The sequence below is a fragment of the Frateuria sp. sgz306004 genome (assembly GCF_057750885.1).
This window is the reverse complement of sequence record NZ_JBYLFE010000009.1, coordinates 83,213-99,021: the sequence shown is the minus strand read 5'-3', so window position 1 is coordinate 99,021 and position 15,809 is coordinate 83,213. Positions and strand designations below refer to the sequence as shown.

The following is a 15,809-nucleotide window of genomic DNA, read 5'->3' as shown; positions in this document are numbered from 1 at the left end:
TGTCTTTTTTCCTACGCCAGTAGCTCAATTGGCAGAGCAGCGGTCTCCAAAACCGCAGGTTGGGGGTTCGAGTCCCTCCTGGCGTGCCATCTTCCCGAGGATCCACGACGGATGGTGGATGGCATACAGGCCGTAGCCCGGTCGATGCCTCTCTCATCCGATCACGTCGCATGAATACGAAGGCAGAACAGACCAAAGGCGCCAACGGCGCCGATATCGCCAAGCTGGTGTTGGCCGTGCTGGTGCTGGCTGCCGGCATTTTTGCGTATTCGTGGTTCGGTGCTGACGGCTCAGTGCCGCAGTCGGTGCGCCTGCTGGGCGTGCTGGCGGCTCTGGCGGCCTCGCTGGCCATTGGTGCCTTTACCGGCCCCGGTCGCCGCGTACGCAACTTCCTCGGTGAATCGCAGTTCGAACTGCGCAAGGTGGTCTGGCCCGCCCGCGACGAAACGCTCAAGACCACCGGCATCATCATTGCCGTGGTCATTGTGCTTTCGCTGCTGCTGGGTCTGATCGATCTGATCCTGAAGTCGGTCGTGCTCGACTGGCTGCTCAAGCTGGGTAGGTGAGGTGAGGGCATGAGCAAGCGTTGGTATGTGGTGCACGCCTATTCGGGCTTTGAAAATCAGGTGAAGCGTTCGCTGGACGAGCGAATTCGCCGCGCCGGCATGGAAGAAAAATTCGGCGAAGTGCTGGTGCCGACCGAAGAGGTTATCGAGATGCGCAGCGGCCAGAAGCGCCGCAGCGAGCGCAAGTTCTTCCCGGGTTACGTTCTCGTGCAGATTGAGACGGACACCGAGGGCAAGGCGCCGCGCATCGACGACGAGTGCTGGCATCTCGTCAAGGAGACCCCAAAGGTCATGGGCTTCATCGGCGGCACCGCCGATCGTCCGCTGCCTATCCGCGACTCCGAGGCTGATGCCATCCTGAGTCGCGTGCGCGAAGGCGTGGAAAAGCCCAAGCCCAAGGTGCTGTTCGAGCCGGGCGAAATGGTCCGCGTCATCGACGGTCCGTTCAACGACTTCAATGGCGTGGTCGAAGAGGTCAACTACGAAAAGAGCCGCCTGCGCGTCGCGGTGCTCATTTTCGGTCGTTCGACCCCGGTCGAGCTGGAATTCGGCCAGGTGGAAAAGGCCTAAGGGTCTTTTCCGGAAATCGAGGGTGGGGCATAGGAAATGACGGTAGCGGTTGGCCTTATAGGACGCTGCGACCGGCTTTTTTCCCTTCCATAAATTGGTGATTTCCCATTCCCGGATCCCCTGGCGGCACGGGGCTTGCTTAAAACTTGATCAATCTCTAAACTACGCGGTTCACGCTGGGGTCTTTTGCCCGGCGTGTCCGTGTTTCCAGGGTCCGCGGGATGGCGGGCCTTCCTCTCTCAGGGACGACAACACTGCGAGGAGCCGCAAGGCGCCTGTACTCGCGAGGAAAATCCAATGGCAAAGAAAGTAACTGGCTATATCAAGCTGCAGGTCAAGGCCGGTCAGGCCAACCCGTCGCCGCCTGTGGGCCCAGCCCTCGGCCAGCGCGGCCTGAACATCATGGAATTCTGCAAGGCGTTCAATGCCGCCACGCAGAAGCTGGAGCCGGGTCTGCCGATCCCCGTGATCATCACGGCCTACTCCGACCGTAGCTTCACCTTTATCACCAAGACCCCGCCGGCCACCGTCCTGATCAAGAAGGTCACGGGCGTCGCCAAGGGTTCGTCCAAGCCGAACACCGATAAGGTCGGCAAGATCACTCGCAAGCAGCTGGAAGACGTTGCAAAGCAGAAGGAGCCGGATCTCACGGCTGCTGATCTTGACGCCGCTGTGCGCACCATTGCCGGTAGCGCGCGCAGCATGGGCCTGGTGGTGGAGGGCTAAGACATGGCAAAGCTTACGAAGCGTTTGAAGGCGGCTCAGGCCGCAGTGCAGCCGGGCAAGCTCTATGGCCTGGAAGAAGCCCTGAACATCGTCAAGAACAACGCCAAGGCGAAGTTCGCTGAGTCCGTGGACGTCGCCGTCCGCCTCGGCATCGATGCCAAGAAGTCCGACCAGGGCGTGCGTGGTTCCTCGCTGTTGCCGCATGGCACCGGCAAGACCGTCAAGGTCGCCGTGTTCGTGCCGGCCGGTGAAAAGGCCGAGGCCGCCAAGGCCGCTGGCGCCGACGCCGTTGGTATGGACGACCTGGCCGAGCGCATGCAGGCTGGCGACCTCGACTTCGGTCGCGTGATCGCTACGCCGGACGCCATGCGCGTGGTCGGTAAGCTCGGTCAGCTGCTGGGCCCCCGCGGCCTGATGCCGAATCCGAAGGACGGCTCGGTCACCGCCGACGTTGCCACTGCCGTGAAGAACGCCAAGGCGGGTCAGGTGAAGTTCCGTAACGACAAGGCGGGCATCATTCACGCCACCATCGGTAAGGCCAGCTTCGACGCTGCCCAGCTGGCGGACAACCTGAACGCGCTGGTCAACGACCTGCTGAAGGCCAAGCCGGCCACGGCCAAGGGTCAGTACCTGCAGAAGGTCGCCCTGTCCTCGACCATGGGCGTGGGCGTGCCGGTTGATACCTCGTCGCTGACGGTGTCGACCAAGTAATGCATTCAAGTCCAGTGCCGGCTCACCCCGGCATTGGCATGTTTTTGAAGGTAGCCATGGCCACGTGCCCTGGCCGCCGTCAAAGACCGCAGGCGCGAACAACGCGCGATGACGACGAGCAGGGAGCTCGTGTTGGCATGGAAACGCCGTCGTCGAGAGCGGGTTCGCTTAATCGGATTCCTTGGCGAATCTGGCCTGCGTAGATGGTGACGCCCCTTCTGGAATCGTTTTTCTGGAAAGGCCACCACCCGGGATCCCTGCGGATCCCCGACGTCACGGAAGGCGTCGCTCAGGACCGCAAGCGGCAGGAGCCGCAAGCGGATTTCAAAGTGGAGGAGTGATATGGCTCTGAATCTCTCTCAGAAGCAAGAAGTAGTCGCCGAACTGGCAGAAATTGCCGCGAAGGCTCACTCCTTGGTCGCTGCCGAGTACGCGGGCACCACGGTCGAACAGATGACCGCGATGCGCAAGAAGGCCCGTGAGTCGGGCGTGTTCCTCAAAGTTGTGAAGAACACGCTGGCTTCGCGCGCCGTGGCTGGCACCGAGTTCGAGGTCGTCAAGGACGCCCTGACCGGTCCGCTGCTGTACGCGTTCTCGCTCGAGGAGCCCGGCGCTGCCGGTCGCCTGATCAAGGAATTCGCCAAGGGCAACGACAAGCTGAAGGCCAAGGTCGTCTCCGTGGAAGGCAAGCTGCTGCCGGCTGCCCACGTGGATGTGCTGGCCTCGCTGCCGACCCGCGAAGAAGCGCTGGCCATGCTGGCCCGCGTGCTCGCCGAGCCCGCTGCGATGTTCGCCCGCGCCGTCAAGGCCGTGGCGGACAAGCAGGGTGGTGGCGAAGTCGCCGCGGAAGCCACGGCTGAAGCCTAAGTTCGACGCTTATCTAAATCGAATCAATTTCCAGAGGTAAATCAAATGTCCCTGACCAACGAACAGATCGTTGAAGCCGTTGCCGCCAAGTCGCTCATGGAAGTGATGGAGCTGGTGAAGGCCATCGAAGAGAAGTTTGGCGTGTCCGCCGCCGCTCCGGTCATGATGGCCGCCGGTCCGGCCGCTGCTGGCCCGGCTGCTGAAGCGCAGACCGAGTTCGACGTCATCCTGAAGAGCGCCGGCGACAAGAAGGTCGACGTGATCAAGGCTGTGCGTGCGATCACGGGCCTGGGCCTGAAGGAAGCCAAGGACCTGACCGAGGCCGGTGGCGTCGTGAAGGAGCAGGCTTCGAAGGAAGACGCCGAGAAGTTCAAGAAGGAACTCGAGGCTGCCGGCGCCACGGTCGAACTGAAGTAATCGGCGCTCTTGCGCGCCGTCAGTTTGATCTAGCGTCAAGCCAAGCCTGGGGGCGTAAGCCCCCGGGCTTTGCCTGCTTAAACAGGCAGGAATAGGGAATGGAGAATGTGGAGTCGGTAAATCTGGCCGAACTTTTCGCCGATTGACGATTCCCTATTCTCGATTCCCTGAATTTTCCATTCAGCCGGTGTGTGCACCACCGGCGTCACTGCGAACCGAGGCGGTACCCACCATGACCTACTCGTTTACCGAGAAGAAGCGCATCCGCAAGGATTTCGGCAAGCGTCCCCCTGTATTGGGCGTGCCGAACCTGCTGACCATCCAGACCGATTCCTATCGCGAGTTCCTGCAGGAGCATGTCTCCCCCAAGGCCCGCGACGAAAAGGGTCTCCACGCCGCGCTGAAGTCGGTGTTCCCGATTGCGAGCTACTCGGGCAATGCCGCGCTTGAGTATGTCGACTATCGCCTGGGCGAGCCGCCGTTCGACGAGCGCGAGTGCCGCAACCGCGGCATGACCTTCGGCGCGCCCCTGCGCGTGACCGTGCGCCTTGTCATTTATGACAAGGACAGCCCGGCTTCGAAGAAGGCCGTGAAGTACGTGAAGGAGCAGGAAGTCTACATGGGCGAAATTCCGCTCATGACCGACACCGGCACCTTCATCATCAACGGTACCGAGCGCGTCATCGTCTCCCAGCTGCATCGTTCGCCGGGCGTGTTCTTCGATCACGATCGCGGCAAGACCCACAGCTCGGGCAAACTGCTGTTCTCGGCTCGTGTGATCCCTTACCGCGGCTCGTGGCTGGACTTCGAGTTCGACCCGAAGGACGCGCTGTTCACCCGTATCGATCGTCGCCGCAAGCTGCCGGTGACGGTGCTGCTGCGTGCGCTGGGCTACAGCAACGAAGAGATGCTCGGCATCTTCTTCGAGCACAACGTGTTCCACCTGGGCAAGAAGGGCGGTACCACGCTGGAGCTCGTCGCCGAGCGCCTGCGCGGTGAAACGCTGACCTTCGACCTGACCGTGGGCGACAAGGTGCTGGTGGAAGCCGGCAAGCGCATCACGGCGCGTCACGTGCGCCAGCTCGCCGCCGAGAACATCACCGCGCTGGAAGTGCCAGACGACTATCCGGTCGGCCGCATCCTGGCGACCGACATCGTTGACCCCAAGACCGGCGAACTGCTGGCCCAGGCCAACGACGAGATCTCGGGCGACCAACTGGAAAGCTTCCGCAAGGCCGGTATCGAGACGGTGCCGACCCTGTATGTGAACGATCTGGATCGCGGCGCGTACATCTCGCACACCCTGCGCATCGACAACACCAAGACGCCTCTCGAAGCGCTGGTGGAAATCTATCGCATGATGCGCCCGGGCGAGCCGCCGACCAAGGATGCTGCCCAGAACCTGTTTTACAACCTGTTCTTCACGTTCGACCGTTACGACCTGTCGGCCGTGGGCCGCATGAAGTTCAACCGTCGCGTGGGCCGTCAGGAGATCGTCGGTCCGGGCGTGCTGTACGACCACAAGTACTTCGCCGACCGCAAGGAAGAAGAAGCACAGTCGCTGGTCGCCCAGCTGGGTCAGCAGTCGGACATCCTCGACGTGCTCAAGGTGCTCATCGACATCAAGAACGGTCACGGCACCGTCGACGATATCGACCACCTGGGCAATCGTCGCGTGCGCTCGGTCGGTGAAATGGCCGAGAACACCTTCCGCATCGGCCTGGTTCGCGTCGAGCGCGCCGTGCGCGAGCGCCTGTCGCTGGCCGAGTCCGAGGGTCTGACCCCGCAGGAACTGATCAACGCCAAGCCGGTCGCGGCCGCGGTGAAGGAGTTCTTCGGCTCCTCGCAGCTCAGCCAGTTCATGGACCAGAACAACCCGCTGTCCGAAGTGACGCACAAGCGTCGCGTCTCGGCACTGGGCCCGGGCGGTCTGACCCGCGAACGCGCAGGCTTCGAAGTGCGCGACGTGCATCCGACCCATTACGGCCGCGTCTGCACCATCGAAACGCCGGAAGGCCCGAACATCGGCCTGATCAACTCGCTCGCCGTGTACGCGCGCACCAACCAGTACGGCTTCCTCGAGACGCCGTACCGCAAGGTCGTGGGCGGCAAGGTGACCGATCAGGTGGATTACCTGTCGGCGATCGAAGAAGGCGACCATGTGATCGCGCAGGCGAACTCGCCGTTGAAGGATGGCGCTTTCGTCGAAGACTTCGTGTCCTGCCGTTTCCGCGGTGAATCGGAACTGCGTCCGGCCGCCGAAGTGGACTACATGGACGTTTCGCCCATGCAGACCGTGTCGGTCGCCGCCGCCCTGGTGCCGTTCCTGGAGCACGACGACGCGAACCGCGCACTGATGGGCGCGAACATGCAGCGTCAGGCCGTGCCGACCCTGCGTTCGCAGACCCCTCTGGTGGGTACCGGCATCGAGCGCGCCGTGGCGCGTGACTCGGGCGTCATCGTCACCGCCAAGCGCGGCGGCGTGATCGACCAGGTCGATGCCGGCCGTATCGTGGTGCGCGTGAACGAGGAAGAAGTCGGCGACAACGACGCCGGCGTCGATATCTACACGCTGACCAAGTACACCCGCTCCAACCAGAACACCAACCTCAACCAGCGCCCGCTGGTGAACGTGGGTGACGTGGTGGCCATGGGCGACACGCTGGCTGACGGTTCGTCGACCGACCTGGGCGAGCTCGCGCTCGGCCAGAACATGCTGATCGCCTTCATGCCGTGGAACGGCTACAACTTCGAAGACTCGATCCTGCTGTCCGAGCGCGTTGTGCAGGAAGACCGCTACACCTCGATCCACATCGAGGAGCTGTCCTGCATCGCGCGTGACACCAAGCTGGGCGCCGAGGAAATCACCGCCGACATCCCGAACGTGGGTGAGCAGGCGCTGGCCCGCCTCGACGAATCCGGCATCGTGTACATCGGCGCCGAAGTGAAGGCTGGCGACATCCTGGTGGGCAAGGTCACGCCGAAGGGCGAGAGCCAGCTCACGCCGGAAGAGAAGCTGCTGCGCGCGATCTTCGGCGAGAAGGCGTCCGACGTGAAGGACAGCTCGCTGCGCGTGCCGCCGGGCATGGACGGCACCGTGATCGACGTGCAGGTGTTCACCCGCGACGGTATCGAGAAGGACAAGCGTGCGCGCCAGATCGAGGAAATGGAGATCAAGCGCATCCGCAAGGACTTCGACGATCAGTTCCGCATCCTCGAAGGCGCGATCTACAACCGTATGCGCGGCCAGCTGGTCGGCAAGACCGCGATGAGCGGCCCGGCCGGCCTCAAGCGCGGCGCCGAGATCACCGACGCCTACCTGGACGGCCTGAAGAAGGACGACTGGTTCAAGATCAACGTCAAGGAAGAGGACGTCACCGAGTTCCTCGAGCGTGCCGCTGACCAGATCAAGCGTCACCGCGAAGAGTTCGACAAGCGCTTCAAGGAGAAGCAGGGCAAGATCACCCAGGGCGACGACCTTGCTCCGGGCGTGCTCAAGATGGTCAAGGTGTTCCTGGCCGTGAAGCGCCGCATCCAGCCGGGCGACAAGATGGCCGGTCGCCACGGTAACAAGGGTGTGGTGTCGAACGTGGTGCCGGTGGAGGACATGCCGTTCTCCGCGGACGGTACCTCGGTGGACATCGTGCTGAACCCGCTGGGCGTGCCTTCGCGTATGAACATCGGTCAGATTCTGGAAGTGCACCTTGGCTGGGCCGCAAAGGGCCTAGGCAAGAAGATCCAGAAGATGATGGAGGCGCAGGCCAAGGTTCTGCAGATCCGCGAGTTCCTCGACCAGATCTACAACCACCACGTCGCCGGTGCCGTGCAGCACGTCGACCTGAAGTCGCTTACCGACGAGGAAATCCTGGCCCTGGCCAAGAACCTCCAGGCGGGCGTGCCGATGGCGACCCCGGTGTTCGACGGTGCCGAGGAAACCGAGATCAAGGCGATGCTCAAGCTCGCCGATCTGCCGGAGTCGGGTCAGACCACGCTGTTCGACGGTCGTACCGGCGAGGCGTTCGATCGCCCGGTCACCGTGGGCTACATGCACTACCTGAAGCTGAACCACTTGGTCGACGACAAGATGCACGCTCGTTCGACCGGCCCGTACTCGCTCGTCACGCAGCAGCCGCTGGGTGGTAAGGCGCAGTTCGGTGGTCAGCGCTTCGGTGAAATGGAAGTCTGGGCACTGGAAGCCTACGGCGCGGCCTACACCCTGCAGGAAATGCTGACGGTGAAGTCCGATGACGTGCAGGGCCGTAACCAGATGTACAAGAACATTGTCGACGGCAACCACGAGATGGCGGCGGGCATGCCGGAATCCTTCAACGTGTTGGTGAAGGAAATCCGCTCGCTCGGTATCGATATCGATCTGGAAGAAGTGAAGTGATTGGGCTTTGAGGGAGTAGGCAATAGGGGCCAGGGCATCGCCAACGCACATAGCGCTACCGCGACCCAGGATTCCCATTCCCCGCTCTTTCCAGTTCCCGATTCTCCATTCTCTATTCCCGATCTTCGGAGACATCCATGAAAGACTTGCTCAATCTGTTCAACCAGCAGCGCACCGCGCCTGACTTCGATGCGATCAAGATCGCTCTGGCTTCGCCTGAGCTGATCCGCTCGTGGTCGTACGGCGAAGTGAAGAAGCCGGAGACGATCAACTACCGCACCTTCAAGCCCGAGCGTGACGGCCTGTTCTGCGCCGCCATCTTCGGCCCGGTGAAGGATTACGAGTGCTTGTGCGGCAAGTACAAGCGCATGAAGCACCGCGGTGTGGTGTGCGAAAAGTGCGGCACCGAAGTGACGCTGGCCAAGGTGCGCCGCGAGCGCATGGGCCACATCGAACTGGCTTCGCCGACCGCACACATCTGGTTCCTCAAGTCGCTGCCCTCGCGCATCGGCCTGATGCTGGACATGACCCTGCGCGATATCGAGCGCATCCTGTATTTCGAAGCCTTCGTGGTGATCGACCCGGGTCTGACCGCGCTTGAGCGCGGCCAGCTCCTCAGCGAAGACCAGTACCTGGAAGCCGTGGAAGAGCACGGTGACGAGTTCGACGCCCGCATGGGTGCCGAGGCCGTCTACGAGCTGCTCAAGTCCCTGGACCTGCCGGGCGAAGTCGTACGCCTGAAGGAAGAGATCGCCTCCACCAACTCCGAGACCAAGCTCAAGCGCCTCACCAAGCGCGTCAAGCTGATCGAGGCGTTCCTGGAGTCGGGCAACCGTCCGGAGTGGATGGTGCTCACCGTGCTGCCCGTGCTGCCGCCGGACCTGCGTCCGCTGGTGCCGCTGGACGGTGGCCGCTTCGCCACCTCCGACCTGAATGACCTGTATCGCCGCGTCATCAACCGCAACAACCGCCTGCGCCGCCTGCTGGAGCTGAATGCTCCGGACATCATCGTGCGCAACGAAAAGCGCATGTTGCAGGAGTCGGTGGACGCGTTGCTCGACAACGGCCGTCGCGGTCGTGCCATCACCGGCACGAACAAGCGCGCGCTGAAGTCGCTGGCCGACATGATCAAGGGCAAGCAGGGCCGCTTCCGTCAGAACCTGCTCGGCAAGCGCGTGGACTACTCCGGTCGTTCCGTGATCGTGGTGGGTCCGACCCTGCGTCTGCACCAGTGCGGCCTGCCGAAGAAGATGGCGCTTGAGCTGTTCAAGCCCTTCATCTTCGCCAAGCTGCAGGCTCGCGGCGAGGCCACCACCATCAAGGCCGCCAAGAAGCTTGTCGAGCGCGAAGAAGGCCAGGTGTGGGACATCCTCGAAGAGGTGATCCGCGAACATCCCGTGCTGCTGAACCGCGCACCGACGCTCCACCGTCTGGGCATCCAGGCGTTCGAGCCGAAGCTGATCGAAGGCAAGGCCATCCAGTTGCATCCGCTCGTCTGTACCGCGTTCAACGCGGACTTCGACGGTGACCAGATGGCCGTGCACGTGCCGCTGTCGATCGAGGCGCAGCTCGAAGCGCGTGCCCTGATGATGGCCACCAACAACATCCTGTCGCCCGCCAACGGCGAGCCGATCATCGTGCCGACCCAGGACGTGGTGTTGGGCCTGTACTACATGACCCGCGAGCTGGTGAACGCCAAGGGCAACGGCATGGTGTTCTCGGGCATCGGCGAAGTGCGTCGCGCCTATGACAACCGCGCGGTGCAGCTGCACGCCAAGATCAAGGTCCGCATCAAGCAGGTGCTGATCGACGAGGAAGGCGGTCGCACCGAGCAGACCCTGCTGGTGGATACCACCGTGGGTCGCGCGCTGCTGCTCGAAATCATGCCGGAAGGCCTGCCGTTCGCGCTGGCCAACGTCGAGCTGACCAAGAAGAACATCTCGCGCCTGATCAACCAGTGCTACCGCCGACTGGGCCTCAAGGACACGGTGATCTTCGGCGACCAGCTGATGTACACCGGTTTCCGTTTCGCGACGCGTGCGGGCATCTCCATCGGCATCGACGACATGATCATCCCGGATCAGAAGAAGCCGATCCTGGAAGAAGCCGAGAAGGAAGTGGTCGAGATCCAGGAGCAGTACCAGTCGGGTCTCGTCACCGCCGGCGAGCGCTACAACAAGGTGGTCGACATCTGGTCGCGCACCAACGAACTGGTCGCCAAGGCGATGATCGACGGTATCGGTACCGAAAAGGTGACCGATGCCGAAGGCAAGACGGTCAACCAGAAATCCATGAACTCGCTGTACATCATGGCCGACTCGGGCGCTCGTGGTTCGGTGGCCCAGATTCGTCAGCTGGCCGGTATGCGCGGCCTGATGGCTCGCCCGGACGGCTCGATCATCGAGACGCCCATTAAGGCGAACTTCCGCGAAGGCTTGAACGTTCTGCAGTACTTCAACTCCACCCACGGTGCCCGTAAGGGTCTGGCGGATACGGCGTTGAAGACGGCGAACTCCGGTTACCTGACCCGTCGTCTCGTCGACGTGGCCCAGGACGTGGTGATCACCTCCGGCGACTGCGGTACGGACGAAGGTGTGACCATGCAGCCGATCGTGGAGGGCGGCGACGTGGTCGAGCCGCTGCGCGATCGCGTGCTCGGTCGTGTGGCGCTGGAAGACGTCTACGGCCCGGGCGAGAGCGACGAGCCGATCGTCACTCGCGACACCCTGCTGGACGAAGCGCTGGTCGAGAAGCTCGACAAGGCCGGCGTGCAGTCGGTGAAGGTGCGTTCGCCCATCACCTGCGCTGCCGATCACGGCGTGTGCGCCCTGTGCTACGGCCGCGACCTGGCCCGTGGTCACCTGGTGAACATGGGTGAAGCCGTGGGCGTGGTGGCCGCGCAGTCGATCGGTGAGCCGGGTACCCAGCTGACCATGCGTACGTTCCACATCGGTGGTGCGGCGTCGCGAGCTGCTGCCGTCGACAACGTGACGGTGAAGACCACCGGCACGCTCAAGTTCAACAACCTCAAGACCGTGCAGCACGCACAGGGTCACCTGGTGGCCGTGTCGCGTTCGGGCGAAGTCAGCGTCATCGACGCCAACGGTCGCGAGCGCGAGCGCTACAAGGTGCCTTACGGCGCGACCATCGCCGTCAAGGACGGCGATGCGGTCAAGGCCGGTCAGGCCGTGGCCAACTGGGATCCGCATACCCACCCGATCGTGTCGGAAGTGGCCGGTACCGTGCGCTTCATCGACTTCATCGATGGCGTCACCGTGCAGAGCCAGACCGACGAACTGACCGGCCTGGAGTCGGCGGTGGTGACCGATCCGAAGCGCCGTGGTACGGCCGCCAAGGACCTGCGCCCCATCGTGCGCCTGGAAGACGCCAAGGGGCGCGAGCTCAAGCTGCCGGGCACCGACGTGCCGGCGCAGTACATGCTCCCGGCGGGCGCGATCGTGTCCATCCAGAACGGTGCGGAAGTGGGCGTGGGTGACGTGGTTGCCCGTATCCCGCAGGAAACCTCCAAGACCCGCGACATTACCGGTGGTCTGCCCCGCGTGGCCGACTTGTTCGAAGCGCGCAAGCCCAAGGAACCGGCGATCCTCGCCGAGCGCTCGGGCGTGATCAGCTTCGGCAAGGACACCAAGGGCAAGCAGCGTCTGATCATCAAGGACGCTGACGGTAACGAGCACGAAGAGCTGATTCCCAAGTGGCGCCAGGTCATCGTGTTCGAAGGCGAGCACGTGGAGAAGGGCGAAACCATCGTGGACGGCGAGCCCAGCCCGCACGACATCCTGCGCCTGCTGGGTGTCGAGCCGCTGGCCGCTTACCTGGTCAAGGAAATCCAGGACGTCTACCGCCTGCAGGGCGTGAAGATCAACGACAAGCACATCGAAGCGATCATTCGCCAGATGCTGCGCAAGGTTGAGATCACCGAGCCGGGCGATAGCCACTACCTGCGCGGTGAGCAGGTCGAGCGCGTCCGCATCAATGGCGAGAACGACCGTGCGTCTGCTCGTGGCGAGCGCCCGGCCGACTACCAGTCGGTGCTGTTGGGCATCACCAAGGCCTCGCTGGCCACGGAATCCTTCATCTCGGCGGCTTCCTTCCAGGAAACCACCCGAGTGCTGACGGAAGCCGCGGTCCGCGGTACGCGTGACACCTTGCGTGGCCTGAAGGAAAATGTTATTGTCGGCCGTCTCATTCCGGCAGGTACGGGTCTGGCGTATCACGCGTCGCGTCATCGCCAGGGCGGTCTTACCGCCTCGGAGCTTGAAACCCTCTCCGGTTCCGCTGCATCGGCCTCCTTCGCGGAAGCCACCACCGGTAGCGACATTGGTGTGGAGTGAGCCCTCCGCGGGCTCTACTCGCTGACATACGAAATGAGGCGCAAGGATTGCGCCTCGTGTTCGAGCCATGGGTGGCAGGGCGTCAGCTTGTCTGTGACAAGCTGCCCATGTTAAATTCCCGCTTCTTGGCAGACCGAGCCGGTTCGGTCTGCCTTTATGTTTCTCAGGAACTGCTTCAATGACGACAGTCAACCAGTTGGTTCGCAAATCCCGTAGCCCGAAGACCTATAAGAGTGCTTCGCCGGCTTTGCAGAACAGCCCGCAGCGTCGCGGCGTGTGCACGCGCGTCTACACGACCACCCCGAAGAAGCCGAACTCGGCTCTGCGCAAGGTCGCCAAGGTGCGTCTGACGAACGGCTACGAAGTGATCAGCTACATCGGTGGCGAAGGTCACAACTTGCAGGAGCACTCGGTGGTCCTGATCCGCGGCGGTCGCGTCAAGGATCTCCCCGGTGTGCGTTACCACACGGTGCGCGGCAGTCTCGACTGCGCCGGCGTCACCAAGCGCCGTCAGTCGCGCTCCAAGTACGGCGCCAAGCGCCCGAAGTCCTGATCTCTAGGAAATAACTATGTCGCGTAAAGGTTCTCATCCCGCCCGTCTGATCCTGCCGGATCCCAAGCACGGTAGCCAGCTGATCGCTCGTTTCATCAACATGGTGATGAAGAGCGGCAAGAAGTCGGTCGCTGAAAGCATCGTCTACGGCGCACTGGCCCATCTGGGCGAAAAGAACGCTGAGCCGGTTCAGCTTGTCGAGAAGGCACTGAACAACATCGCTCCGGCGGTCGAGGTGAAGTCCCGTCGTGTCGGCGGCGCCACCTACCAGGTGCCGGTCGAAGTGCGTCCGGGTCGTCGCATGGCGCTCGCTATGCGCTGGGCAATCGATTCCGCCCGCAAGCGCGGCGAGACCTCGATGCCGCGCAAGCTGGCAGCCGAGCTGCTCGAAGCGTCGGAAAATCGTGGTGGCGCGATCAAGAAGCGCGAAGAAACCCACCGCATGGCGGAGGCCAACAAGGCCTTCTCGCATTACCGCTGGTAAGCAGCACAGCTAGAACTTTCAGAGGTTAAGACCGTGGCACGCACCACTCCTATCGAGCGCTACCGCAACTTCGGCATCATGGCTCACATCGATGCCGGCAAGACCACCACCACGGAGCGCATCCTGTTCTACACCGGCGTCAGTCACAAGATTGGCGAGGTGCACGACGGTGCGGCGACGATGGACTGGATGGAGCAGGAGCAGGAGCGCGGCATCACCATTACGTCGGCGGCAACGACGGCGTTCTGGAAGGGCATGGATCGCTCCTTGCCCGAGCATCGCTTCAACATCATCGACACCCCAGGCCACGTGGACTTCACCATCGAGGTGGAGCGCTCGCTGCGCGTGCTCGACGGCGCCGTGTTCGTGCTTTGCGCCGTGGGTGGTGTGCAGCCGCAGTCTGAAACCGTCTGGCGTCAGGCCAACAAGTACAAGGTGCCGCGCCTTGCGTTCGTCAACAAGATGGACCGCACTGGCGCGAACTTCTACAAGGTGGTCGAGCAGCTGAAGGCTCGCCTGGGTGCCAACCCCGTCCCGATGCAGGTTCCGATTGGTGCTGAGGACAACTTCGAGGGCGTGGTCGACCTGCTCAAGATGAAGTCCATCATCTGGGACATGGAATCCCAGGGCATGAAGTTCGAGTATGCCGACATCCCGGCCAACCTGGCGGACAAGGCGGCTGAAGCTCGTTCGTACATGGTGGAATCGGCGGCAGAGGCTTCCGAAGAGCTGATGAACAAGTACTTGGAAGAGGGTGACCTCACCGAGGAAGAAATCATCGGCGGCCTGCGTTCGCGCACGCTGTCCAGCGAGATCATTCCGGTCTTCTGCGGTACCGCGTTCAAGAACAAGGGCGTGCAGGCAATGCTGGACGCCGTGGTGCAGCTGCTGCCGTCGCCGATCGATCGTCCGCCGGTGCAGGGTGTGGACGATGACGAGAAGGAGGCCACTCGTGCGGCTGACGACTCGGCGCCGTTCTCCGCGCTGGCGTTCAAGATCATGACCGACCCGTTTGTTGGTTCGCTCACGTTCTTCCGTGTTTACTCGGGCACGCTCAACGCGGGCGATCAGGTGTACAACCCGGTCAAGTCCAAGAAGGAGCGCATCGGCCGTATTCTGCAGATGCACGCGAACGAGCGTCAGGAGATCAAGGAAGTTCGCGCCGGCGATATCGCCGCGGCGGTCGGCCTGAAGGACGTGACGACCGGTGACACGCTTTGTTCGCAGGATCAGATCATCACTCTGGAGCGCATGACGTTCCCGGAGCCAGTGATCTCGATGGCGGTGGAGCCGAAGACCAAGTCCGACCAGGAAAAGATGGGCATCGCGCTGGGCCGTCTGGCCGCCGAAGATCCCTCCTTCCGCGTGCGTACGGACGAAGAGTCGGGGCAGACCATCATCTCGGGCATGGGTGAGCTGCACCTGGACATCCTCGTTGACCGCATGAAGCGCGAGTTCAACGTGGAAGCCAACGTCGGCAAGCCGCAAGTGGCCTACCGTGAAACGATCCGCAAGAGCGACGTCAAGTCGGACTACAAGCACGCTAAGCAGTCCGGTGGTAAGGGTCAGTACGGTCACGTGGTGATCGAGCTGTCGCCCATGAGCGAAGAAGAGCGCAAGAGCGACGGCGTCAAGGATGACTTCCTGTTCATCAATGACATCACGGGCGGCGTGATCCCGAAGGAATTCATCCCGTCGGTCGAAAAGGGTCTGCGAGAAACCATTACCAGTGGTCCGCTTGCGGGCTTCCCGGTGGTGAACGTGAAGGTCAAGTTGGTGTTCGGTTCGTACCACGACGTTGACTCGTCCGAAATGGCGTTCAAGCTCGCCGCGTCGATGGCCTTCAAGGAAGGCTTCCGCAAGGCCGATCCGGTCCTGCTCGAGCCGATCATGAAGGTTGAAGTGGTGACCCCGGAAGACTACGTCGGTGACGTCATGGGCGACCTGAGCCGCCGCCGCGGCCTGCTCCAGGGCCAGGACGACACGCCGTCGGGCAAGACCATCAATGCGATGGTTCCGCTGGGCGAGATGTTCGGTTACGCGACGACTATTCGCTCGCTGACCCAGGGTCGCGCCACCTTTACGATGGAGTTCGACCACTACGCTGAAGCGCCGAACAACATCGCTGAGCAGGTCATGAAGAAGGCCTGATAAGGCCTTCTTCCTCCACACT

11 protein-coding genes and 1 tRNA gene are annotated in these 15,809 nt (G+C 62.5%); all 12 read left to right on the top strand.

The window, feature by feature from the left end:
- Positions 1 to 13 precede the first annotated feature (13 nt).
- The 12 genes from AC3G2C_RS18005 to fusA all read left to right on the top strand — a co-directional run bounded on the left by AC3G2C_RS18005 (position 14) and on the right by fusA (position 15,787).
- Positions 14 to 89, top strand: a tRNA-Trp gene (locus AC3G2C_RS18005).
- An 81-nt stretch (positions 90 to 170) separates the two neighbouring features.
- Positions 171 to 566, top strand: coding sequence for a preprotein translocase subunit SecE (secE, locus tag AC3G2C_RS18000; protein ID WP_488386011.1), 396 nt, complete (start codon positions 171 to 173; stop codon positions 564 to 566).
- A gap of 9 nt (positions 567 to 575) precedes the next feature.
- Positions 576 to 1,136 carry a transcription termination/antitermination protein NusG gene (gene nusG, locus AC3G2C_RS17995; RefSeq protein ID WP_111981395.1) on the top strand — a complete coding sequence of 187 codons (561 nt, stop codon included), beginning with the start codon at positions 576 to 578 and terminating at the stop codon, positions 1,134 to 1,136.
- 297 nt (positions 1,137 to 1,433) lie between these two features.
- The gene (gene rplK, locus AC3G2C_RS17990; protein WP_488386010.1) at positions 1,434 to 1,862 is read left to right on the top strand and encodes a 50S ribosomal protein L11; all 429 of its coding nucleotides are present in this window, start codon (positions 1,434 to 1,436) and stop codon (positions 1,860 to 1,862) included.
- A 3-nt stretch (positions 1,863 to 1,865) separates the two neighbouring features.
- Positions 1,866 to 2,573: a 50S ribosomal protein L1 gene (gene rplA, locus AC3G2C_RS17985; protein WP_488386009.1), complete on the top strand. Its 708-nt coding sequence runs from the start codon at positions 1,866 to 1,868 to the stop codon at positions 2,571 to 2,573.
- 342 nt (positions 2,574 to 2,915) lie between these two features.
- Positions 2,916 to 3,440: a 50S ribosomal protein L10 gene (gene rplJ, locus AC3G2C_RS17980; RefSeq protein WP_488386008.1), complete on the top strand. Its 525-nt coding sequence runs from the start codon at positions 2,916 to 2,918 to the stop codon at positions 3,438 to 3,440.
- Positions 3,441 to 3,485: 45 nt separating this feature from the next.
- The gene (gene rplL / locus AC3G2C_RS17975) at positions 3,486 to 3,857 is read left to right on the top strand and encodes a 50S ribosomal protein L7/L12 (RefSeq protein ID WP_488386007.1); all 372 of its coding nucleotides are present in this window, start codon (positions 3,486 to 3,488) and stop codon (positions 3,855 to 3,857) included.
- 232 nt (positions 3,858 to 4,089) lie between these two features.
- Positions 4,090 to 8,247 carry a DNA-directed RNA polymerase subunit beta gene (gene rpoB / locus AC3G2C_RS17970; protein ID WP_488386006.1) on the top strand — a complete coding sequence of 1,386 codons (4,158 nt, stop codon included), beginning with the start codon at positions 4,090 to 4,092 and terminating at the stop codon, positions 8,245 to 8,247.
- Between the two features lie 137 nt (positions 8,248 to 8,384).
- Entirely contained in the window at positions 8,385 to 12,599 is a 4,215-nt protein-coding gene (rpoC, locus tag AC3G2C_RS17965; RefSeq protein ID WP_488386005.1) for a DNA-directed RNA polymerase subunit beta', read from the top strand.
- 178 nt (positions 12,600 to 12,777) lie between these two features.
- Complete coding sequence (gene rpsL, locus AC3G2C_RS17960) at positions 12,778 to 13,152, top strand: 30S ribosomal protein S12 (protein WP_019464011.1); 375 nt, start codon at positions 12,778 to 12,780, stop codon at positions 13,150 to 13,152.
- 16 nt (positions 13,153 to 13,168) lie between these two features.
- Positions 13,169 to 13,636 (top strand): 30S ribosomal protein S7, encoded by a 468-nt coding sequence (gene rpsG, locus AC3G2C_RS17955; RefSeq protein WP_102305037.1) that lies wholly within the window; start codon positions 13,169 to 13,171, stop codon positions 13,634 to 13,636.
- Positions 13,637 to 13,669: 33 nt separating this feature from the next.
- The gene (gene fusA, locus AC3G2C_RS17950) at positions 13,670 to 15,787 is read left to right on the top strand and encodes an elongation factor G (RefSeq protein WP_488386004.1); all 2,118 of its coding nucleotides are present in this window, start codon (positions 13,670 to 13,672) and stop codon (positions 15,785 to 15,787) included.
- Positions 15,788 to 15,809: the final 22 nt, after the last annotated feature.